Here is a 23,183-nt window from a genome sequence, read left to right on the forward strand (position 1 = left end):
TGCATTTTTATGAAGTACAATTTATAAGTAAAAAAATACAATATATTATTTACATACTTCTTAGATATAAAACTAAAATATTTTGCACTTTTCGCAAAGCGTACCCGTAGGGTAAAAACTTTGACGAAATCCGCAGAGCGTAGCGGCGGGAAAAACTTGAAGAAAATAAACCTTATATAGAAAATATAGTTACTTGCGTATAAATAAAAAAGCGATAATACAATATGTACTATCGCTTTTTATATCATAAATATTATTTTTTATCAAACTGTAATTTGCATTACATCTTCTTCTTTAGCTGAAGAATCTATATCATTATCATTGTTCATATCACCGCTTTCTTTGTTGTAAACATGTAATTTATTATAAAGTTTAACACCAGTACCAGCAGGTATAAGATGTCCGATAATAACATTTTCTTTTAATCCAAGCAACTTATCAACTTTACCTTTAATAGCAGCATTAGTCAATACTTTAGTAGTCTCTTGGAATGAAGCAGAAGATATAAAGCTTTCAGTATTAAGAGCAGCTTTAGTTAAACCAAGAAGTACAGGTTTACCGCTTGCAGGAGAACCGCCAGCCTCTTCATAGCGTCTATTTTCTTCTTCAAACTCATACTTATCAACATACTGACCAACAATATATTTAGTATCGCCTGGGTCAATAATTTCAAGTCTTCTAAGCATCTGTCTAATAATTAAAGCGAAGTGCTTGTCGTTAATACCTACACCCTGCTTATTATAAACGCTCTGTATCTCTTCAAGCAAATAAGTTTGTAAAGCCAAATCACCCTGAGTTTCCAATATATCATGAGGGTTAATCTTACCATCACATAATTGAGTACCAGTTTTAACATAGTCCCCATTTCTTACCAACAATTTTTTACCATGAGGAACTAAGTGTTTAGTTTCATCAAACTCATTTCTAATTTTAACTACTTTTTTACCCTTATGAGAACCGCCGATTTCAACCTCACCGTCAATACCAGCAATAATAGCAGTGTCTTTAGGTTTTTGAGCCTCAAGCAACTCTTGTACACGAGGCAAACCGCCTGTAATGTCATTACTTTTTTGCTGTATACGAGTAGTTTTAGCTATAACCTCACCAACTTCAACTTTTTGGTTATTTTCAACCATAAGCTGAGCACCATTAGGTATATCAGTTTCAAAAATATCATCACCATCTACAATGAGTATTTTAGGCTGCATACTAGCATCTTTAAACTCTTGAATAATCTTAGTAACATTACCAGTCTGCTCGTCTATAGCCTCAACCATAGTTCTACCTGTAATGATATCCTGATATCTTACTACACCTGCTTTTTCAGATATTATAGGCTCATTATAACCATCGAAGCTAGCAATTACTGTATTAGCATCAATAAATACATTCTCATTAACTCTATATTCACTACCTACTTTAATAGGTATATTATGCTTAGCACCTGTAATCATCACATACTTATTATCGCTAGTGATTTTCAAAGTACCATTATGTGTAGCTTTTATATCTTCACCATCTTTTGTAGTAGCGATAACATCTCCTATAAGTACTTTTGCATTGTTTTCTTTTAATACATCTTTTATAGAGCTTTTTTCCCATTTGTTAAGTACACGTCTTATTAAAAGCTCACCATTTCTTGCTGTAATTTTTACACCATTAGGCTGTACAACATAGTTAGAAAACTGTTCTATATATATAGGATAATTAAGCTTAACTTCATTTTCTTCAACAGACTGAGTAGCAACACCACCAATGTGGAATGTTCTCATTGTAAGCTGTGTACCAGGCTGACCAATACTTTGAGCTGCCACAACACCAACAGCCTCACCAATAGAAGCAAGTGTGTTAGTAGATAAGCTTCTACCATAACATTTCTGACAAACACCCATTCTGCTTTCACAAGTAAGAGGATGTCTTATTCTTATTTTCTCTATACCGGCCTGCTCTATTCTATCAGCAATTTCTTCTGTAATTTCAGTATTAGCCTCACATATAAGCTCTTTAGTTTGAGGATGATAAATATGTTCATTACTGAAGAAACCAACAACTCTCTCTTTTAATGATTTTTTAATCTCATCATATTCTTTAATAGGTTCAATCTCAATACCCTTAACAGTACCGCAGTCATGCTCTGAAACAACAACCCCAATAGCAACATCAACCAATTTTCTTGTAAGGTAACCAGCACTTGAAGTTTTTAATGCAGTATCAGCAAGACCTTTTCTTGCACCGTGAGTAGAGATAAAGTACTCTTGTACAGTAAGACCCTCTTTGAAGTTTGAAATAATAGGAAGCTCTATAATATCACCATTAGGCTTAGCCATAAGACCTCTCATACTAGCAAGCTGTCTTATCTGCTGTTTAGAACCTCTTGCTCCAGAATCCGCCATTATATATATAGGGTTAAATCCGTCTTGGTCTTGTCTCAAGTTATCCATCATAGCATCAGTAATTCTACCCTCTACAGCAGTCCACAAGTCTTTTACCTTCTGGCTTCTCTCATCATCAGTAATAATACCGTTCATATACTGGTCTCTAAGCTGTTCTACCTGTTTAGTAGCCTCTTCAATTTCATGTTTTTTCATTGGAGGAATAAGTATATCAGATACAGATATTGTAGAACCAAATACAGTAGCACTTTGGTAACCAAGTTCTTTAATATCATCAAGCATATTAACAGTAGTAGCAGTACCATGTTTTAAATATACTTCATGAATAAATTTGGCTAAATCTTTACTTCCGAAATCTCTGTTTTGGAATCTAAAGTCCTCAGGTATCACTTGATTAAACTTAATTCTTCCCACAGAAGTTTCAACAAATTTTTCTTCTCCGTCTTTATCTTTCATGAGAACTTTAATTCTAGCTTCAAGCTCAATTAAATTACTGTCATAAGCAAGTAAAGCATCTTCAGGAGAAGCAAATACTTTATTTTCACCCTTCATACCGCTTCTTAATTTAGTTAAATAACTAATACCAAGTACAATATCCTGAGTAGGGTTAACAATAGGCTCGCCATTAGCAGGGTTTAATATGTTATGAGGAGCAAGCATTAAAGTCCAAGCTTCAATTTGTGACTCTGCAGAAAGCGGAGTATGAACTGCCATCTGGTCACCGTCAAAGTCAGCGTTATAAGCGTGACAAACAAGCGGGTGAAGCTGAATTGCTTTTCCTTCAACAAGTACTGGTTCAAAAGCCTGAATACCAAGTCTGTGAAGTGTCGGAGCACGGTTTAAAAGTACAGGGTGCTCTTTAGCAATCTCTTCTAATACGCCCCAAACTTCTTCTCTGCCCTCTTCTACAAATCTTTTTGCAGATTTTATATTATGAGCAGAATTAGTTTCAACTAATTTTTTCATAATGAATGGCTTAAATAATTCAACGGCCATTTTTTTAGGAAGACCGCATTGATGCATTTTAAGTCTAGGACCAGCAACAATAACAGAACGTCCTGAATAGTCAACACGTTTACCCAAAAGGTTTTGACGGAAACGACCTTGCTTACCCTTTAACATATCTGAAAGAGATTTTAATGCTCTGTTTCCAGGTCCTTTTACAACTTTTTTTCTTTTGCTATTATCAAATAAAGCATCAACTGCCTCTTGAAGCATTCTTTTTTCGTTTCTTATAATGATATCAGGAGCTCTTAAAACTAATAATCTCCTTAAACGAATATTTCTGTTTATAACTCTTCTATAAAGGTCATTCAAATCTGAAGTAGCGAAACGTCCGCCGTCAAGCTGAACCATAGGTCTTAATTCTGGCGGAATAACAGGTACAACATCAAGTATCATCCAAGTAGGGTCATTGCCTGATGATTTGAAATCTTCAAAAATCTCAAGACGTTTTCTAAGTCTTCTGTCAGATTTCTCACCCTTTTTAATCATCTCTTCTCTAAGTTTTCTGATTTCTTCGTCCATATCAAGGTCTTTAAGCATATCACGTATGCCTTCAGCACCTATACCAATACGAATATTATCCCCATATCTATCTAAAGCTTCATTATATTCATCTTCAGTAAGCAAATCACCCTTAGAATAATCGCTATCACCTGCATCAATAACAACATATCTCTCAAAATAAAGTACGCTTCTTAAATGAGATATATTCATGTTTAGAAGAAGTCCGATTCTTGAAGGAGTGTTTCTATAATACCAAATATGAGCAACAGGAGCAGCTAACTCTATATGACCCATTCTCTCACGTCTTACTTTGAAATGTGTAACTTCAACTCCGCACTTATCACAAACAACACCCTTATAACGTTTGCTTTTAAACTTACCGCAATAACACTCATATTCTTTAGTAGTTCCAAATATCTTCTCACAAAAAAGCCCATCTCTCTCAGGTCTTAAAGTTCTGTAGTTGATAGTTTCTGGTTTTTTAACTTCGCCATAACTCCACTCTCTCATAACCTGAGGACTTGCTATACCTATTTTTATTTGGTCAAAGTTTGTAAATTGCATTAAACTTCTCCTAATTATTTAAAAATCTTAGTTTGTTTTTTAGTTTTTTTCTTTAATTCTTTTTCAGTAGAAGGAAGCTGATTGCCCTCTTCATCGTGAATAGTGATATTAAGACCTAAGCCTCTAAGCTCTTGAACCAATACGTTAAAGCTTTCAGGTATACCCGGAGAAGATATAACATCACCTTTAACAATAGATTCATATATTCTTGCACGACCTGTCATATCGTCAGATTTAACAGTTAAGAACTCTTGAAGCATATTTGCAGCTCCATAAGCCTCTAATGCCCACACTTCCATCTCTCCTAATCTCTGACCGCCGAATTGCGATTTACCACCCAAAGGCTGCTGAGTAACAAGTGAGTAAGGACCAGTACTTCTAGCGTGAACCTTATCTTCAACCAAGTGGTTAAGTTTAAGCATATACATGTATCCTACTGCTACATCATTTTTGAAAGGCTCGCCTGTTCTGCCGTCAAAGAGTTTTACTTTACCAGTAGGATTTAAACCAGCTGCTATCATAGCCTCTTTTAACTCATCTTCTTTAGGACCCTCAAATACAGGACAAGCATATTTTAAGCCCATTTTATGACCAGTCCAACCGAGTAACATCTCAATTACCTGACCAATGTTCATACGAGAAGGTACACCAAGAGGGTTCAAACAAATATCTACAGGAGTACCGTCCTCTAAATAAGGCATATCCTCTATAGGCATTATTCTCGCAACAACCCCTTTGTTACCGTGACGACCAGCCATTTTGTCGCCTTCTTGTATTATACGCTTCTTAGCTAAGAATACTTTTACTACTTCCTCAACACCAGGCTTTAATTCATCGCCATTTTCTCTGCTGTAAACTCTTACATCTATAACAGTACCGTCTTTTCCATGAGGAACTCTTAAAGAAGTATCTTTTACATCTCTTGACTTCTCACCAAATATTGAATGAAGAAGTCTGTATTCTGGAGTAACCTCTGTTTCACCTTTAGGAGTTACTTTACCAACTAATATATCTCCAGCTTTTACTTTAGCACCTATTCTTACAATACCTCTCTCATCAAGATTTTTGAATGCAGAATCTGGTACATTTGGTATATCTCTAGTAATATTTTCTTTATCTAATTTTGTCTCACGAGCTTCAACTGAAAACTCTTCTATGTGAATTGAAGTAAATACATCTTCTTGTACTAATCTCTTGCTTAAAAGGATAGCGTCCTCGAAGTTGTAGCCTTCAAAAATCATGAATGCTGCTAAAACGTTTCTTCCAAGTGCCAATTCACCATGGTCTGTAGCAGGTCCGTCAGCTAAAAGACCGCCAGCTTTAACAGTATCCCCCACATTAACTACAGGTCTTTGATGATAATTGGTATCTTGGTTAGTTCTTTGATATTTTGTAAGTTCATAAACATCATAATCATCATCGCTATTTTGTTTAGTAGGTTTAATAACTATTTCATCATGAACTACTTTTATAACCTTACCAGCTCTTTTTGCATGAACTGCTATTCCTGTGCCAGGCTGACATATTTTTGCTTCTACTCCAGTACCAACTATAGGTGATTCTGGGAATAAAAGAGGTACACTTTGACGTTGCATGTTTGAACCCATCAAAGCTCTGTTAGCGTCGTCATGCTCTAAGAATGGAATAAGTGAGCTTGAAAGTGAAACAATCTGCTGAGGTGAAACGTCCATATACTGTACTTGATCTGGTGTAGAATATGGGAATTCACTTCTATATCTTGTAGAAATAAGATTTTCTTTGAATGTTCCATCTTCATTTAAAGGAGCATTAGCATCAGCAATATGATAACGCTCTTCATCATGAGCTGTTAAGTATTCTATCTCATCAGTTACTTTACCATTAACAACTTTTCTATATGGAGTCTCTAAGAATCCATGTTTATTTATTTTAGCATAAGTAGCAAGTGAAACTATAAGACCAATATTTGGACCTTCAGGAGTTTCAATAGGACATATTTTACCATAGTGAGTATGGTGTACGTCACGAACCTCAAAACCAGCCCTATCTCTTGTAAGACCTCCAGGACCTAAAGCGTTTAATCTTCTTTTGTGTGTAATCTCTGATAATGGATTGTTTTGGTCCATGAACTGAGATAATTGGCTTGTACCATAAAACTCTTTAATTACTGCTTGTATTACTTTTATGCTTACAAGTGATTGAGGAGTTACAGCTTCCATGTCCTGCATTTGCATTCTCTCTTTAGCTGCTCTCTCCATTCTTGTGAAGCCTGTTTTTATTTGCATAGCCAATAATTCACCAACGCTTCTTATACGTCTGTTGCCTAAATGGTCTATATCATCTAATTGCTCTTCATTTATGAAAACTTTTATTAAAAAGCGAATTGTCTCTATTATGTCTTTATGTCTTAAAACCTTATCCTGTTCACTTTCTGGGAAGTTTAATCTCTTGTTTATTTTGTAACGACCAACATCACCTAAAGCATACAATTTAGGGTCAAATACTAAATCATTACAAGTTTTTACAACGTTCTCTATTAAAGCAGGTTCACCTGGTCTTATTACATTATAAATCTTTGTACAAGCTTCTTTCTGATTTTTTGTAGTGTCTTTATCTAAAGTATTAATTATAGTAACATTGTCTTTTATTGCTTCCATATTTAATACTTCAATTTCATCTATACCGCTCATTAAAAGTCTTTCTGCCAAGTTTTGGTTAATAAGCTCGCCTGGGTTTAAGATGATTTCTTCTGGATTTTCTTTATCAAATACTGTTGAATATGAGCGTCTTCCTATAAGCTGAGCTTTTTTCTCTTCATCAGAAAGTTTAGCCAAAGATATTTTATCTATTTCATAGAATAATTTTAAAATTTCTTCATTAGTTGTGATACCAATAGCTCTTAAAAATACTGTAACAGGAAGTTTTTTCTTTCTGTCAATTCTTACATACATTATATCTTTTTTGGTATCAAGTTCAAACTCAAGCCAAGTACCCCTATCTGGAATAATCTTAGCTACAAACATAGCATCTCTATCACTGCGGTTAAATACAACACCAGGAGACCTATGAATCTGAGAAACAACAACCCTCTCAGCACCGTTAATAATGAATGTACCTCTATCTGTCATAGCAGGTATTTCACCAACAAAAATTTCTTGTTCTATTATTCTTTCTGGGTCTCTTACAGTTAATTGTACTTTTATTTTGAATTGATAAGCATAAGTTTTATCTCTTCTTCTTGCTTCTTTTTCAGATATTTTAGGCTCACCTATAGAGTAAGAAATAAACTCTATTTGCATTTTTTCATTAGTTGCTACTATAGGGAATATTGAAGTTAAAACCTCTTGTAAGCCTTCATTTTTTCTTTTATTTTCAGGAACATCTTTCTGAAGGAAGCTTTCATAAGATTCTTTTTGTATAGCGAGGAGATCTGGAGGCTCTATCACAGAAGCCGAACGTGAAAAGTTTACACGGCCATTCTCCATTCTGTATTTTTTTGCGAATTCTACTCCGCGTTCCTTATATACTTTATTATCTATCTGAATGTTATTAGACATATTTAAAGATCTCCACTATATTTATAACAGTTATTATATATTTTTTATTTTCTTAAGATACGCTAATAAGAAGGGTAGAAAACATATCATACCCTTCTTAAATATAATCAAATATTAATGATATTATTTAATTTCAACTTTACCACCAGCTGCTTCTAATTGTTTTTTGATAGCTGCTGCTTCATCTTTAGAAACGCCAGATTTAATTGTTTCGCCGCCTTTTTCTACAGCATCTTTAGCTTCTTTTAAGCCTAAACCGCTAACTGCTCTAACTTCTTTAATAAGAGCAATTTTTTGAGCTGCATCAAAACCTGTAAGAATAACATCAAAATCGCTTTTTTCTTCTTCAGCTGCTGCTGCTGCACCGCCTGCTGCTGGAGCTGCTGCTACTGCTGCTACTGGCATAGCTGCTGTTACGTTAAATTTTTCTTTTATAGCTTCTACTAACTCATGAAGCTCGATAACTTTCATTTCTTCTATTGCTTGTAATATTTCTTCTTTACTTAAAGCCATTTTTATTCTCCTTAAATGTTTTATTTCTTAGTTTTTAATTTAATATCAACATATCAACATATTATGCTGATTTCTTTTTTTCCTCTTCAACGCTGTCAAGCACATAAGCAAGCTCTGATATAACGCTTTGCAAGCTGTTTGCAAAACTTGATATAGGAGACTCGAGTGCTGTAACAAGATGAGAAAGTAGAACTTCTCTTGGAGGTATATTAGCTACAACCTGTACATTAGCAGGGTCTAATAAATCCTCGCCCATGTAACCGCCTTTTATTTTGATTTTATCATTCTTTTTAGCGGCTTCACTGATAACCTTAGCAGCTGATGGCATATCTTCTTTTGCAAATACAACTGCTGTTGGGTTAATAAACATCTCATCTTTTACTTCTCTGCCTAAATCTTTCAAAGCAATGTCTACTAATGAGTTTTTGCATATTTTCATTGAAGAAGAAGTTTTTGCTAATTCGCGTCTTAAATCTGTAAGCTGTGATACTGTTACTCCTCTATAATCGAAGAATACTAAACCAGCACAACTGCCCATACTTTCTTTAAGAGCTGCAACTGTTTCTATATTTTTCTTATTAGGCATATATCCACCTTCTTCTATTTATATTAAACAATCTCTATAAAGCTATTCATATAATGGGATCACAAAATACGACTTCGTTTATAAAAATGTTTATCAGCTAATTATAGTTTTATCTTTTTATGGTCTATTTTTATACCAACACCCATAGTTGATGTTACACCAACGCTTTTTATATAATCACCTTTTAAGTCTGATGGTTTCTTTCTTAATATCTCATCATAAAAAGCTCTGAAGTTTTCGTTTAACTTATTAACGTCCATAGATGCTTTACCTATAGCCATTCTTACAACACCGAATTTATCTGCTCTGTATTCCATTCTTCCTGCTTTAAAGCTTTTTACTGCCTGAGCTATATCAAGTGTAACTGTTCCTGTTTTAGGGTTAGGCATAAGTCCTTTTCTACCAAGAATCTGTCCTAATTTACCTACTTCTTTCATTAAGTCTGGTGTAGATATTGCAACATCAAAGTCAGTATATCCGCCTTTAATTTTGCTTATTAAATCTTCAAAACCTACTTCCATAGCACCAGCATTTTTTGCCTCATCTGCTTTCTCACCTTGAGCAAATACTACTACTCTTTTTTCTTTACCGAAAGCATTAGGGAATGATAATGTATCTCTTATTGTGTGTTTTGGTAGGATATTAAGGTTGATTGTAACCTCAATAGTTTCATCAAATTTACAGGTAGCGTTTTTCTTAGCTAAATCTATAGCTTCATCTACAGAATAGAGTGTTAATTTCTCTACAGTCTTTCTTATAGCGTCGTAACGTTTGCCACCTATTTTCTTTTCTTTTGTTGCCATCTTTTCTTTCCTTTTTTCAAACGCGTACTTCCATTTATTATTAAATGGTGTTGCCTATTTTAATATTTTAATTAATAATTATTCTACTTTAATACCCATAGCACGAGCTGTACCCGCAACTATTTTTTTTGCTGCTTCTATATCATTAGCTGACATATAAGCCATTTTCTCTTGAGCTATCTCTTCAAGCTGCTTCTGATTGATTGTTGCAACTTTTGTTTTGTTAGGCTCGCCAGAACCTTTTTCTATACCCAATTTCTTCTTAATTAAAGTAGAAGTTGATGTACCTTTAGTAACAAATGTATAAGTTTTATCTTCATACACTGTTATATAAGTGTTTAATAGCTGACCTTTCATTTTAGATGTTTTAGCATTAAAATCTTTAACGAAAGCGGCTATTTGTATTTGTTTCTGACCTAATGCAGGTCCAAGTGGTGGAGCAGGAGTTGCCTCTCCGCCGGGTATTCTAACCTTTACAATACCAACTACTCTTTTAGCCATTTTTACTACCTCTTTTTATTATAATTTCTTTACTTTATTAAAGTCTAACTCTGTTGGGGTGCTTCTGCCGAATATCTCTATTTTTACTGTAACCTTACCCTTATCAGCATTAATATTCTCTATTAAGCCATTTAAACCATTGAAAGGTCCGTCTATAACTTGTACCTTCTCCCCTATTTCAAATTCCATTCCTATAAGCTCATTAATATCGTTTTTGTTTTTAGCTTCTCTGTCTTCAAATATACGAGCAACATCAGCTTCGCTTAATGGAGTTGGAATTATATTACCTTCTTCTTTAGTTGTAGCATGACTTCCTATAAATCCTGCCACTCCAGGCGTTCTTCTTACCATAGATTGTGTAGCATCATTCATAACCATCTTAACTAAAACATAACCAGGGTAAAAAAACTCTTCTTTAGTTACTTTTTTACCATTTTTATTTTTTTGTACAGTCTCAGAAGGTATATATATGTCTACTACCAAATCAGACATACCATTTTCTTTAATTCTTTTTTCTAAACGTTCACGAACTTTATTTTCATAACCGTGCTGAGTGTGAACTATATACCATCTATAATCTCTAGTCATTTCTTCAGACATACATCACCTACTATATCTATTTTTTCTAATGTATCGTATAGCGAAATAAACCACAAATAATACCACAACAAGAAGTATTAAAACCAAAGCTATTTTTGATGAAGCTATAGAAGATAATATAGAACCATCTAATAAAGCTCTAGTTAGAAATGTTACTATATAATCTGCAGCACCCAAAAAAGCAGCAGACAAAATAAGCAAAATTACAACAACAACTGTTTGATTAAGAACTTCCTGACGAGTAGGCCATACACTTCTCTCAAAAAGCTCTTTTTTTATCTCTTCTAAAGAATTAAATAATTTGTTCTTTTTCTTCTCTGCCATATACAATACCTTAAATTTTAATATTAAATTAAGTAAAAAATCAGGTCAGACAGGAGTCGAACCTGCAACACCCGGTTTTGGAGACCGGTGCTCTACCAATTGAACTACTGACCCAAATATATAAAAAATTATCTTGAAACTTTCAATTCTCTGTGTATAGTGTGTTTTCTATCATGAGGGCAATATTTTTTTAATTCTAATTTTTCTTGAACATTTTGTTTATTTTTAGTTGTTATATAATTTTTTCTTTTACATTCTGTGCATTGTAAATGTATTTGTTCGGTTTTTACTTTATTACCTGCCATTTTTATATCTCCGAAATTTAGACTACTTATATTTTAAGTGGTATTCAATTATATAATTATTTTTCTTTTATGTCAATACTTTATTAAAACAATTTTGCATATAACTCTAATTTATTATACTTATTTTAATATAAAAAACAACCATTATAATTAATCTAATTAAAAAAATTTTATTATATATACAAATAGTTTTTAATAATAATAATGGTTAAATTATTGACATAAATGTTAATTAATATATCATTCAAATAAAATTATGAGGAGTTTACTAATTTGAGAAGTTTGAACTTAAATCAAGAAATACTTAATTTTTATTTAATAGACGATTTTAATACAGAAGATAAAAATATTATAATAGAAGAACTAAAAAACAGATTGTCTAATAATAAAAATTTAGAACTTGAAATAGGAAGCGGAAACGGGAAATTTATAGTAGAGCTTGCTATGAATAACAAAGATAAATATTTTGTTGGTATAGAATATTCTTTTAAAGCTGCTAAAAAAGCAATATCCAAAGCATACAAAAGAGATATAAAAAACCTCACTATTATATTTGGTGAAGCTAATAATGTAATAGATAATTATATTAAAAATAAATACTATTTTGATAAAATATACTTAAACTTCCCAGACCCTTGGCCAAAGAAAAAACATGCACATAGAAGAATATTTAATAAAGAGTTTTTAGGTAAAATGCATCCGCTCTTAAAAGATAATGGTATATTTTATTCTGTTACAGATGATGATAATTATGCACTTGAAATAATGAACCCTATATATAAAGAAGATAATAATTTCAAAAATATTCTAAGTGAAGATTATGTTCATAGTTTAGAAGGATATGGCGTTACTCTCTATGAAGAGAAAATGAGAGCTATTGGACATAATATATATTTTTTCGCGCATAAAAAGTTTTAATATAATTTCATTATTGATATTTTAGCTTAAATTCATTATATTTAAAATAGTTTAAAAAATGAAGGTGAAAACAATGAATATAAGCAATGAAAAAAAATCTAAATATATGATAATAGAGGGAATAGTATCTGTAATCATAAACGTATTATTATTTGCATTTAAATATATAGTAGGAATACTCACAGGCTCACTTTCTATAATGGCAGATGCATGGCATTCATTAAGCGATTGCATAAGCAGTATTATAGTTATTATAGGAGGAATATTTTCTAAAAAACCAGCAGACAAAGAACACCCTTTCGGTCATGGAAGAATAGAGCTTATAACTAGTTTTATTGTTGGTATTATGCTTGTATTTATAGGCTATAGTTTCTTTGCTGAGGCTATAAAAAATATTATGAACAAAAAAACTGCATCATTTACAATTATAGCTATTGTTGCAATGATTGTTTCTATTGTAATTAAAGAATTATTAGCACAGTATTCACTTTGGGGTTATAGAAAATCTGGTTCAAAGTCATTGTATGCTGATGCTTGGCATCATAGGAGTGATAGTATTACTTCTATAATAATATTAGTTGGTATATTAGTAGGAAAAAACTTATGGTGGATGGATAGTGTTTTGAGTATATTAGTTTCGCTTGTAATTTTTTATGCCGCTTTCGATGTTATAAAATCAAGCATAGAGCCTTTAATAGGAGAATACCCTTCAGAAGATATTATTAAAGATATTAACAGCATCGCTAATGAACTTAATATCAATAACGATAACTCAAATCTTCATCATTTCCACATACATACCTACGGCGACCATACAGAAATAACATTTCATATGCGTTTTCCAAAGAATATGACAGTAGAAGAGGCACATAATAAAGTAAGCATTTTAGAAAAATCTATAAGAGACAAAATGAATATGGAGTCAACTATACATATAGAATGTTATAAAAGTTAGTATATACCTAAACAACTACATTCTGTCAATTTATATATTTTTAAAAAATCTTTATCAACTTTTTCCCGCCGCAAAAAGTTGCAAAAAGTGCATATACTATAGCTAATATTTTATGAATATGTATTAAATGTGTGATAAAACCTAAATTTTAGCTAAAAATGCAGTCCTTTTGCTTCTTTGGGTCACCAAAAGAAGTGGGGGTATGTACCCCTACGGGCACGCTTCGCAGGGGGCAAAGCCCCCAAAAATAATAGACTTGTTTCAAAAGTACTTGACAAAATTAATTGAAAAAAATAAAAATAATTTTACTTACAAAACAATGTTTTACATGTTGTATAATAATAAATTTAAATGTATACAATTGCAGTCTTTTTGCTTCTTTGTGCCAACAAAAGAAGTGGGGTTTGGGGCAAAGCCCCAATTATAAAGATAAAATACTAAAAAATAAACAGTGTAATTATTTATTAATTTAGTTTTGAAACAAGTCTAATAAAAATTTAAAAACTTAAAATTTTTTAGTATAACTAATTAATCAAAATAATCCTATATTATTAATTTATAATTGATGCTATAATGTTTATATAAAATTATTATTTCAAAAGGCAGCTATATGATAGAATTAAAATCTCCTTGCAAAGTAAACTTGTTTTTGGATATAACATCAAAAAGGGAAGACGGATACCATTTAATAGAATCTTTATTTCACACCGTTAATCTTTATGACATACTAACAATAGAAGAGTCTAATTCTTTTAAAGTTACAACTACAGGCAAATACAAATTAAATGATGATAATGAGGATAATATACTTTCAAGAATATTTTTATTTTTTAAAGAGACTATGAACTTAAAAAAAAGTTATAAAATAAATATAGAAAAAAATATACCAAATGGTGCTGGTCTTGGAGGCGGATCTTCTAATGCTGGAGTATTTATTAAATTCTTACTTAAAGAGCTAAATATAAAAGAAGATGAAACATTAAAAAAAACATTTTCAAAGTTTGGAGCAGATATTCCTTTTTTTATTAAACAAGGCATGAGCTGGGTTAATGGTATAGGAGAGAATATTTTTAATTACAATTACACATTGCCTTATAAAATAATAATAATATACCCAAATATACATGTATCTACAAAAATTGCTTATTCCAATTTTAAAAGTGAAGATTTTAACAAAGCAGACTTTTTATATTTCAAATCTATTTTTGATAATAAAGAATTAGATTTTAATAATATTTATAATAATTTATATAATGTGTTTGAAAATAATGTATTTAATCTCGAGCCTAAAATAAAAGAATATAAAGAAGAAATGCAAAACAAAATAAATAAAAAAATAGTGATGAGCGGTTCTGGTTCTTCTTTATTTACTTTGTATGAGAGTGATGATAAAAAAATAGAAAATGATTACAATATATTAAAAGAAGAATTTCCTTATTTAGATGTATTTAAATTAGCATTAATATAGTTATAAAGGATAATAAATTGGAAGTATCTTTTATTCAATTTGACGTAAAAAAAGATAAAAAAGAAAATATAAACATAATAGAAAAACATATTAAAACAAATGATGCTAATTTAATAGTGCTTCCAGAGCTTTCTTCATCTGGATATTTATTTGAAAATAGAGAAGAATTATTAAACGTATCTGAAAGTATAAATGAAGATGAGATAAACGAAAAATCAATATTTATAAACTCTATAATAGAAATATCTAAAAAATATAGCAAAGCCATAATAGCAGGATTTGCTGAAAACTTTAAAGATAAAATCTATAATTCAGCATTAATAGCAGAAAACGGATATTTAAAAGGCGTATACAGAAAGGTTCATTTATCAGATTTTGAAAAGAAGTTTTTTGATGCTGGAGATATAAAAGAATCCTACAATGTATTTGAAGTTTGCAAAGAAAAAGTATCTATACAAATTTGCTTTGATGTGTGGTTTAGTGAAATATCAAGAAAACAAATACTAAACGGAAGCAATTTAATATGCATCCTTGCAAACTTTGGAGGAGAAAATACTTTAGATATAGCAAGAGTAAGAGCCATTGAAAACCTCACTCCTATAATATTATGCAATAGAGTTGGAAGAGAAAAAACAAAAGATATTGATGCATATTTTATCGGTAAAAGTTTTATAATTGATAAAGACGGAAGTCTTTTAGCAAATGCAAACAAAGACGAAACAATATCATTAAATGCCAACATAAAAATTAATAATTTAAAATCTAATATAATATGCTCAAACTTTTATGATGAAATAAAAAAGCATTATTAACTCTTTATAAACTTTTCATCTAATTCTTTTCTATTAGCTTTATAATATTTTATAATGTCCTTCCACCTGCTAATAAACAATTTACTTCCCTTTTGAGTATCTGTAATATTAGCTATATTAAGTTTATAAAAGTTCATAAAACATAAATCATATTCTAAATTAGTAAAATTATTATCTCTATATGACATTTTTTTATCTATAGTATTAAAACGCATAGTTATTATAACATTATCATTATTAATATTTTTAAGTATCTCATCTAATATTAAACAATGATAAAAAATATCCCAATCTTCTTTTTTTCTTCGCTCTAATATACCATAAAAAAATGATATATAAGGATTATAATTAAACCCTATTTTTTGGTAACTATGCCCAGCACAGCTTTGATTAGTAATGAATCCGAGCTTGTTAAGTTCTGTTACAACACCAACAAGCTCTTCATCAATTTCTGTTGTATCTAAAATACTCAAAATAAAAAACCTTAAAAAATTATTTTTTTATAATTTTTTTTAAAGCTTCTATTACCATATCTTGTTCCTCTTTAAGAATATCATTGTCTATAGGAAGAGCTATATTATGTTTAGAAGCATATTCAGAAACAGGCATATCTCCTTCTTTATATCCTAACTTTTTAACAAGAACAGGTGCCAAATGTATAGGGTGAGGATAATAAAGTGCTGTAGGTATACCAAGTTCATTTAATTTAGTTCTTACTTCATCTCTATTATCTTCAACTTGTATAACATATTGAGCATGAACACTCTCAGTATATTCTGCCACGTGAGGTACCTTTACTATATCTTTTAAATTATCATTATAATATTTAGCAGCATTTCTTCTGTGTTTCATATCATCATCAAAGCCTTTAAACTTCTCTAACAAAATTCCAGCCTGTAAATTATCTAATCTTCCAGTAGTTCCGAGCTTAACATGTATCATTCCCCCCTCATCACCATGATGACGAAGCTGTTTTAAGTTTTTGTATAATTTCTCATCATTAGTAAACACCATTCCTCCATCACCAAAACAACCTAAAGGCTTAGCAGGGAAAAATGAAGTAACAGCAATATCACCCAACTTTCCAGAACAAGATTTTATATTTTTATAGCTAGCACCAAAAGACTGACAAGCATCTTCTACTACAAATAAATTATGTTTTTTAGCTATGTCTAATATAACATCATAATTAGCACATTGTCCAAATAAGTTTACAGGTATAATAGCAACAGTATTTTTGTTAATAAGGCTTTCGAGTTTGTTTACGTCCATATTAAAATACTCATCAATATCGCAAACAACAACCTTCATACCCAAAAAAGAAGGAGCCTCAGCAGTAGAGAAAAATGTCATAGCAGGAACTATTACTTCTTTTGTAGAATGGTCCTCTCCAGCATTAAAACCCAATGCTAAAAGTGAAAGCACTAAACCAACATGCCCAGATGAAACCCCCACCGCATATTTAGCACCAGTATAATTTGCTAATTCATGTTCTAAACTCTCTAATTCTTCACCAAATATAAATTGACTTCTCTCTATAATAGAAGCTATTTTTTTATCTATACTCTCTTTTCTCTTTTCATAACCTCTGTAAAGATTCATATATTTCATCGCAATAACTCCATATTAAAAAATTAAATTTTCAATATATTTTATAAAAATTCATTACTATTGTCAATAATAAATATTACCAATTTTTATATTATAAAATTATAAATACCAATAATAAAAAACATATAAATACTTTTCAAAATTATACTTAAATAAATTTCTTTATTATGCTAATAAAAAATTCTATGATAAAATTCATTGACTTTTTACTGAAAAAATATATAATTGCGAGAATAAAATATCATAAATTACTTCGCTTCATGAAAATATGAAGCCTTGTCCAAGGAGTTTAAACAAATGAGAGAATATGAAATTCTTTTCGTTACAGAGATAAATGACTCTGTACATCAAAAAGCAAAAGAACATGTCAAATCAATTCTACAAAACTATAACTGTGAAATATTCAATGAATCAGATTATGGCATTCATAAGCTAAGCTACCCTATTCGCAAAGTAAATGAAGGTAAGTTCTATTTCTATCATTTTAAATGTGATGGTAAAAGCTTACAAACAATTGAAAGAGAATTGAGATATGAACTTAGCATATTGAGATTTATAATTGTTCGTTTAGACGAAATTATTCAAAAGAAAGAAGAGAAAAAAGAAGAAACAAATAATACGCAAGAAGCATAATTAGTATAGAGGCTTTATTATTATGTCAGATGTAAATAATGTAACTTTAATAGGCAGGCTTACTGCTGACCCAATGCTTAAATATTTGCCAAGCGGAAGTGCTGTAGTAGAATTTTCTATAGCAAATAACTACTATGTAAGCACTAAAAATGCTAATGAGGTTAACTATTTTGATGTAGTTGCTTTTGGAAAAACTGCAGAAACTATAAGCAAATATTTAACTAAAGGCAAACAAATAGCTATTAATGGCTCTTTAAGACAGGATAGATGGCAGGATAAAGATACAAATACTACAAAATCAAGAATTAGAATAATAGTTAATAGTATGCAAATGCTTGGAGCTAACAGTCAATCAATGGATACTACTTATACCCCTTCTCCTTCTGTTGGAGGCGGCGGTATGTCTGATGGTATTGATATAGGTAGTTTTTCTGACGATGATGAAGTGCCATTTTAATTAAACACTTTTTAGGAGATAAAATAATGGAATTAGAAAACACAGAAAATATAGAAAATACTTCTACTAATGAAGAAGAAAATAAAGCTAAAGCTGATAAAAAACAACACTTTAATAAAGAAACTAGCGATAAAGATATGGCTAGCAGAAAAAAATTCTTTAAGAAAAAAATATGCTATTTCTGCAAAAACAATATTGATGTGTTAGATTATAAAGACATAAAATTATTAAAAAAATATGTTAAAGAAAGCGGAAAAATTATACCTAAACGTTTAAACGGAACTTGCTCTAAACATCAAAGATTAGTTACTAAGGCTATAAAAAGAGCTAGAAATATAGCTCTTCTTCCTTATGAAACTAAATATTAATAATTGGTTTTAGAAACACTTGATAATAATAACAGCCATTATATTTTATATATGATGGCTGTTTTTTTATATTGAATTAAAAAACAAAATAAATTATGATATGTAAATGAAAAACTTTTTTATTATATCGTTTGCTGCACTATTATTGTTGTTATCTTGTAATAATAATAACCAATCCAAAAATAAACAATTAATAAATTGGGAAACTAATTATAATACGGCATTAGAAAAAGCAGTAAAAGAAAATAAATCTATAATGATAGATTTTTATACTGATTGGTGCACAATCTGTAAGATAATGGAGACTAATGTTTATTTAGATAAAGACATCGTTTCTAATATTAACTACAATTTCGTGCCTTTAAAAATTAACGCTGAAGATAATGAAGAATATATAAAATTTCTAACAAATCAATATAATATTAGTGCCTTTCCTACTACAGTGTTTATAAATACAAATGGTTTTATTATAAAAAAAATATTAGGCTATATTGATACAAATGATTTACTTGAAGAGATAAAAAATATAGAAATAAAAACAGAAAATATTAATAAAGAGTTTGCAAATGATAATCCAACAGTGGAGAAATTAAAAATATATATAGACTCTGAGTATTATAGAGAAGCAATTGAAATGTATGATATTTTAACAAAAGAAAACAAAATAAAAAAAGAAGACATACCAACATATTTAATAGATATAGGAACAGTTTTATTTTACAATGAACAGTTTGACGAAGGTATTAAATATTTTAATGAAGTATTAAACAATTATAGTAATTCTCAAAAGCTATATGAGGCTATATATTTTAACGGTATTTATAAAATAATTATTGGAAATAAAGAAGAAGGAATAAACTACTTAAAGAGCTTTACCAATAATATAACAAATAATGAATTAAGAAATCAATATATAGAAGCAATTGAATATTATGGCGAAGAGTAAAGAGCCCATATCATAGTATATACTGAAAATTTTTTAAGTTTATAAAAATTTGTTTTTTATATTTTTGTTATTTGTGGGGACTAGCCCCCCCTGCGAAGCGTGCCCTTAGGGTACACGCCCCTACTTCTTTTGCGACCGAAGGGAGTGCCGGAGGCGTGGCCCAAAGAAGCAAAAAGACTGCATTGTTTATGTTTGAAATGTTGGTATTACAATATAGTTTATACATATTCAAAACTACAAAGTTATAGTACTTGCGTTTTTTGCAACTTTTTTGAGCGACAAAAAAGTTGATAATACTTTTAGACAAATATAAAAATTGATAAAGTATAGTTGCTTAAATACAAATTTAATTATTTACTTTATTAAATTTGTATTATTATAATTTATAGTAGTAAATGAATGAAGTCTTCCATCATTGCCTCTATAAACATTCAAATTAATAGGGTCTATTTCCCATACTCTATCAACTACAAAGTTATAATAGTAAGGTCCCTGCTCTGCTCTTAAAGTTATAGTCCATAAATTGTTAGAATAAGTCATAGGATATCTTAAACTATCGAAACCTAATTTATCTGATGTAAACATAACCTCTAAAGCAGTATCATTGCTATAGAAAAATGTGACAGTGCCGTCAGCATTATATATAGGATTTTGCTCATAAAAACCAATATCAGTATCTAATACAAAATAACTAACCTCTTGATTATTATTATCATATTCTACATTTTGATTTATAGGGTCATTAATCCATACACCATTAACTCTATATCTATATAAATATTTACCAGCCTTTAAAGGAGTTTGCCACAAATAATAAAATATACCATAAGAGTTTTTAATAAGCGGTATACTATCTTCCCAATTATTAAAATCTCCAGAAACCTCTACAGAATCATAATTCTCAGCAAAAGTAAATAATATTCCGTCGTCTACAACTCTTGGCGGCATAACTTCCTGTATGTTGTAATATTTTAATATCTCCGCATTTTTCATTCTAATCTGATACTCTTCAAGAGTTTCAGCATTTTTATCACCGCAAGACACAGCAACCATAATAACTATAAATATAAAAATGTAAAAACCAATCTTTTTCATCATTAACCCGTAATATTTAATTTTGATGTAACAGCTTTATCATCTTTTTTCATAAATTTATTATTATAACTTTTATTATTATCAGAAGTAGAATTATTCTGAGAATCAGCAGAAACATTCTCTTCTTTTTTAATATTTGCACTGTTCACATTAGAAGAAGACATTTTCTCTTCTACACCCTCCCAAGCAGTTTTTAATTCTTTAAGATATTTTACTACTTCCAATATAGGAGGCTTAGTTTTAGATATGTTTGCTTCTGTTAATCTCTGGTTCATATAAGTATATATAGAAGCTAATCTTTCAGCTATTTCTTTGGCATCATAGTTCAAAGAAGAAAGAAGTTCATATATAATCTCTTGAGCTTTCATTATATTGTTATGAGCCTCTTCTGTACCATGTTTTTTATCCATAGCATTACAAGCATTCTCAAGAAATTTAATAGCACCATCATAAAGCATAATGACTAGTCTATTTTGAGATGCTGTACTTACATCGATTTTTTTATATTTTTGATAACCGTTATTAATAGACAATTAAATCCCCCCATAAATTAATATTTATTATAAAATTATTATCGGAAAATAGAAAAAAGCATAAAATATTTTTTACTATTTTTAGTAAAAGATACATATACATACTATATTATACCGAAACAAGCATAATTTGTCAAAATTAGTTTTTAATTTTTATTTATTTGGGTATATAGTATTTTTATGCAAAATTATCTTAAACACTAAATATATATTATAAAGTTATAAAATATATTAAAAAAATCAACCTGTAAAAATATATAAAATACTTAATAAGTAAAATCAAAACATTCTAATTTATATATTTTTAAACTCATTACCCCAGAAACTCTAAAAGAATATTTATCTGGGTAATATCTTGTCGTAAATACCATTTCTCCGTCGTTTGCAAATATTTCTATAGAAGAAGTATCTATTAATATTCTTATATTTTCTAACTTTTCTAAATATGCACTTCTTTTGCCTCTTCCGCCGCCTATTTGTTTTCCTATATTATTTACAAACTCTAATATAAATTTAGATTCTTTATATTTAATAGAAGCCCCTTCAGAAATTAACAACTCGAAATTATCTAAGTCTTTTATATCATCAATTAAAACCTCATAAGAGTTAATATTAGAAATTAAATTATCAGATAACGAAGAATAAGAACATTGATTTTCAAATATTATAGTGCTTCTTAATCTTTCTAAACTTCTATGCGGTTTTTGATAAAGTTTACCGTTTTTGAAGCTTAATTCTCTCGCTATAGTTAAGCAATGCTGCCAGCCATACTGAACTGTTAAATTTTTGTGAGTATCTTCAGTATCAGGAACACCCATCCACCCTATAATAACTCTCTTTCCATTTTCGTCTAAAAATGTTTGCGGAGCATAAAAGTCAAACCCTCTGTCAAGTACAGTAAAATTATCAACTATAATAGAATCTTTATTTTTATAATCATCATTGATTAAAAAGTATCCAGAAAGATAAATATTTTCATATACACTCTCAATCTGCTTCACCCCTTGCGGACAAGTAATTAAAATATTTTGTCCGTCTAAATTAAACAAATCAGGGCACTCCCACATATAACCAAATCGCTCTTTAGTATTTATAGTACTTATATGCTTCCAATTTCTTTTATCTTTTGAAGAAAATACTAACACCTCTCCAATATCATTATCTCTATCAGCACCATATTTTCTAGCACCTTGCACCATATAATAAGAATCATCTGCATTCCATACTTTTGGATCTCTTATATGGTTTGTTATACCTTTAGGATAATCTTCCATCTCCATTAAACATTCTTTTTCAGAGAAGTTAATACCATCATCAGAAACAGTAAGCATAGTATTAGCCTCTCTTCCGCTTTCAATATAATCATGCTCTCCTAAAAGTTTTACATTACCTGTATAATATATATACATTTTATCATCTTCTATAAAAGCAGACCCAGAATATACTCCATGGCAATCATATTTCTCATCTGGATATATTGAAACCCCTATATATTTATAATTAATTAAATCTTTAGTTATATAATGCCCCCAAAACTTTAATCCGCCTTCAACTTCAAAAGGAGAATACTGGAAAAATATATGATACTCGCCTTTGAAATAAGCTAAACCATTAGGGTCATTAATCCAACCTACAGGAGGCATTAGATGAAAATTTAATTTCCATTCATTGTTTTTATAATATTCAATTTCTTTTTGTTTTATTGCTTCTTCAAAAATTTTACTAACTAAATTCATATCATTTTCTCCTAAAT

The 23,183-nt window shown here is 30.1% G+C and carries 22 protein-coding genes and 1 tRNA gene; 8 read left to right on the plus strand and 15 right to left on the minus strand.

Annotated elements, in window-relative coordinates; genetic code table 11:
* Nucleotides 1–263: 263 nt before the first annotated feature.
* From rpoC to rpmG, 10 genes are all read right to left on the minus strand, one after another.
* Nucleotides 264–4,466 (minus strand): DNA-directed RNA polymerase subunit beta', encoded by a 4,203-nt coding sequence (gene rpoC / locus R4I97_RS01635; protein ID WP_335783405.1) that lies wholly within the window; start codon nucleotides 4,464–4,466, stop codon nucleotides 264–266.
* A 14-nt stretch (nucleotides 4,467–4,480) separates the two neighbouring features.
* On the minus strand, nucleotides 4,481–8,002 hold the full coding sequence (gene rpoB, locus R4I97_RS01640; RefSeq protein ID WP_335783406.1) for a DNA-directed RNA polymerase subunit beta: 3,522 nt from the start codon (nucleotides 8,000–8,002) through the stop codon (nucleotides 4,481–4,483).
* 123 nt (nucleotides 8,003–8,125) lie between these two features.
* Nucleotides 8,126–8,515: a 50S ribosomal protein L7/L12 gene (rplL, locus tag R4I97_RS01645; RefSeq protein ID WP_335783407.1), complete on the minus strand. Its 390-nt coding sequence runs from the start codon at nucleotides 8,513–8,515 to the stop codon at nucleotides 8,126–8,128.
* A 61-nt stretch (nucleotides 8,516–8,576) separates the two neighbouring features.
* Nucleotides 8,577–9,101, minus strand: a complete 525-nt coding sequence (gene rplJ / locus R4I97_RS01650) for a 50S ribosomal protein L10 (RefSeq protein WP_013244495.1) — start codon at nucleotides 9,099–9,101, stop codon at nucleotides 8,577–8,579.
* A gap of 101 nt (nucleotides 9,102–9,202) precedes the next feature.
* Entirely contained in the window at nucleotides 9,203–9,904 is a 702-nt protein-coding gene (gene rplA, locus R4I97_RS01655; protein ID WP_295296109.1) for a 50S ribosomal protein L1, read from the minus strand.
* Between the two features lie 78 nt (nucleotides 9,905–9,982).
* Nucleotides 9,983–10,405, minus strand: coding sequence for a 50S ribosomal protein L11 (gene rplK / locus R4I97_RS01660; protein ID WP_013244493.1), 423 nt, complete (start codon nucleotides 10,403–10,405; stop codon nucleotides 9,983–9,985).
* Nucleotides 10,406–10,423: 18 nt separating this feature from the next.
* Nucleotides 10,424–11,005: a transcription termination/antitermination protein NusG gene (gene nusG, locus R4I97_RS01665; protein WP_013244492.1), complete on the minus strand. Its 582-nt coding sequence runs from the start codon at nucleotides 11,003–11,005 to the stop codon at nucleotides 10,424–10,426.
* Between the two features lie 3 nt (nucleotides 11,006–11,008).
* Nucleotides 11,009–11,329, minus strand: a complete 321-nt coding sequence (gene secE / locus R4I97_RS01670) for a preprotein translocase subunit SecE (RefSeq protein ID WP_013244491.1) — start codon at nucleotides 11,327–11,329, stop codon at nucleotides 11,009–11,011.
* A 41-nt stretch (nucleotides 11,330–11,370) separates the two neighbouring features.
* Nucleotides 11,371–11,443 (minus strand) — tRNA-Trp (locus R4I97_RS01675).
* A 14-nt stretch (nucleotides 11,444–11,457) separates the two neighbouring features.
* Nucleotides 11,458–11,634 (minus strand): 50S ribosomal protein L33, encoded by a 177-nt coding sequence (gene rpmG / locus R4I97_RS01680; RefSeq protein ID WP_013244490.1) that lies wholly within the window; start codon nucleotides 11,632–11,634, stop codon nucleotides 11,458–11,460.
* 273 nt (nucleotides 11,635–11,907) lie between these two features.
* Between rpmG and trmB the strand changes: the two genes are divergently transcribed.
* The 4 genes from trmB to R4I97_RS01700 all read left to right on the plus strand — a co-directional run bounded on the left by trmB (nucleotide 11,908) and on the right by R4I97_RS01700 (nucleotide 15,787).
* On the plus strand, nucleotides 11,908–12,552 hold the full coding sequence (gene trmB / locus R4I97_RS01685) for a tRNA (guanosine(46)-N7)-methyltransferase TrmB (protein WP_335783408.1): 645 nt from the start codon (nucleotides 11,908–11,910) through the stop codon (nucleotides 12,550–12,552).
* A gap of 73 nt (nucleotides 12,553–12,625) precedes the next feature.
* A complete protein-coding gene (locus tag R4I97_RS01690) occupies nucleotides 12,626–13,507 on the plus strand; it encodes a cation diffusion facilitator family transporter (protein ID WP_335783409.1) in 882 nt (293 codons plus the stop codon).
* 610 nt (nucleotides 13,508–14,117) lie between these two features.
* On the plus strand, nucleotides 14,118–14,975 hold the full coding sequence (ispE, locus tag R4I97_RS01695) for a 4-(cytidine 5'-diphospho)-2-C-methyl-D-erythritol kinase (RefSeq protein WP_335783410.1): 858 nt from the start codon (nucleotides 14,118–14,120) through the stop codon (nucleotides 14,973–14,975).
* A gap of 17 nt (nucleotides 14,976–14,992) precedes the next feature.
* The gene (locus tag R4I97_RS01700) at nucleotides 14,993–15,787 is read left to right on the plus strand and encodes a carbon-nitrogen hydrolase family protein (RefSeq protein ID WP_335783411.1); all 795 of its coding nucleotides are present in this window, start codon (nucleotides 14,993–14,995) and stop codon (nucleotides 15,785–15,787) included.
* Here R4I97_RS01700 and R4I97_RS01705 read toward each other — a convergent pair.
* Nucleotides 15,784–16,260, minus strand: coding sequence for a hypothetical protein (locus R4I97_RS01705; protein ID WP_335783412.1), 477 nt, complete (start codon nucleotides 16,258–16,260; stop codon nucleotides 15,784–15,786). The two genes, R4I97_RS01700 and R4I97_RS01705, sit on opposite strands and share 4 nt — an antisense overlap.
* A gap of 19 nt (nucleotides 16,261–16,279) precedes the next feature.
* A complete protein-coding gene (locus R4I97_RS01710; RefSeq protein WP_335783413.1) occupies nucleotides 16,280–17,398 on the minus strand; it encodes a DegT/DnrJ/EryC1/StrS family aminotransferase in 1,119 nt (372 codons plus the stop codon).
* Between the two features lie 297 nt (nucleotides 17,399–17,695).
* Between R4I97_RS01710 and rpsF the strand changes: the two genes are divergently transcribed.
* The 4 genes from rpsF (at nucleotide 17,696) to R4I97_RS01730 (ending at nucleotide 19,802) form a co-directional block, all read left to right on the plus strand.
* Nucleotides 17,696–18,031, plus strand: coding sequence for a 30S ribosomal protein S6 (gene rpsF / locus R4I97_RS01715; protein ID WP_295297146.1), 336 nt, complete (start codon nucleotides 17,696–17,698; stop codon nucleotides 18,029–18,031).
* Between the two features lie 22 nt (nucleotides 18,032–18,053).
* The gene (locus tag R4I97_RS01720) at nucleotides 18,054–18,488 is read left to right on the plus strand and encodes a single-stranded DNA-binding protein (RefSeq protein ID WP_335783414.1); all 435 of its coding nucleotides are present in this window, start codon (nucleotides 18,054–18,056) and stop codon (nucleotides 18,486–18,488) included.
* A gap of 26 nt (nucleotides 18,489–18,514) precedes the next feature.
* Nucleotides 18,515–18,856: a 30S ribosomal protein S18 gene (rpsR, locus tag R4I97_RS01725; RefSeq protein WP_335783415.1), complete on the plus strand. Its 342-nt coding sequence runs from the start codon at nucleotides 18,515–18,517 to the stop codon at nucleotides 18,854–18,856.
* 106 nt (nucleotides 18,857–18,962) lie between these two features.
* The gene (locus tag R4I97_RS01730) at nucleotides 18,963–19,802 is read left to right on the plus strand and encodes a DUF255 domain-containing protein (RefSeq protein WP_335783416.1); all 840 of its coding nucleotides are present in this window, start codon (nucleotides 18,963–18,965) and stop codon (nucleotides 19,800–19,802) included.
* Between the two features lie 354 nt (nucleotides 19,803–20,156).
* Here R4I97_RS01730 and R4I97_RS01735 read toward each other — a convergent pair whose 3' ends face one another.
* From R4I97_RS01735 to R4I97_RS01745, 3 genes are all read right to left on the minus strand, one after another.
* Entirely contained in the window at nucleotides 20,157–20,900 is a 744-nt protein-coding gene (locus R4I97_RS01735; RefSeq protein WP_420535681.1) for a protein kinase, read from the minus strand.
* On the minus strand, nucleotides 20,900–21,430 hold the full coding sequence (fliS, locus tag R4I97_RS01740; RefSeq protein WP_335783417.1) for a flagellar export chaperone FliS: 531 nt from the start codon (nucleotides 21,428–21,430) through the stop codon (nucleotides 20,900–20,902). The genes R4I97_RS01735 and fliS overlap by 1 nt, the downstream gene beginning before the upstream one ends.
* A 266-nt stretch (nucleotides 21,431–21,696) precedes the next feature.
* Complete coding sequence (locus R4I97_RS01745) at nucleotides 21,697–23,166, minus strand: glycoside hydrolase family 32 protein (protein ID WP_335783418.1); 1,470 nt, start codon at nucleotides 23,164–23,166, stop codon at nucleotides 21,697–21,699.
* Nucleotides 23,167–23,183: the final 17 nt, after the last annotated feature.

This window comes from Brachyspira pilosicoli, assembly GCF_036997485.1.
In the GTDB taxonomy this organism is placed as follows: Bacteria; Spirochaetota; Brachyspiria; order Brachyspirales; family Brachyspiraceae; genus Brachyspira; species Brachyspira pilosicoli_C.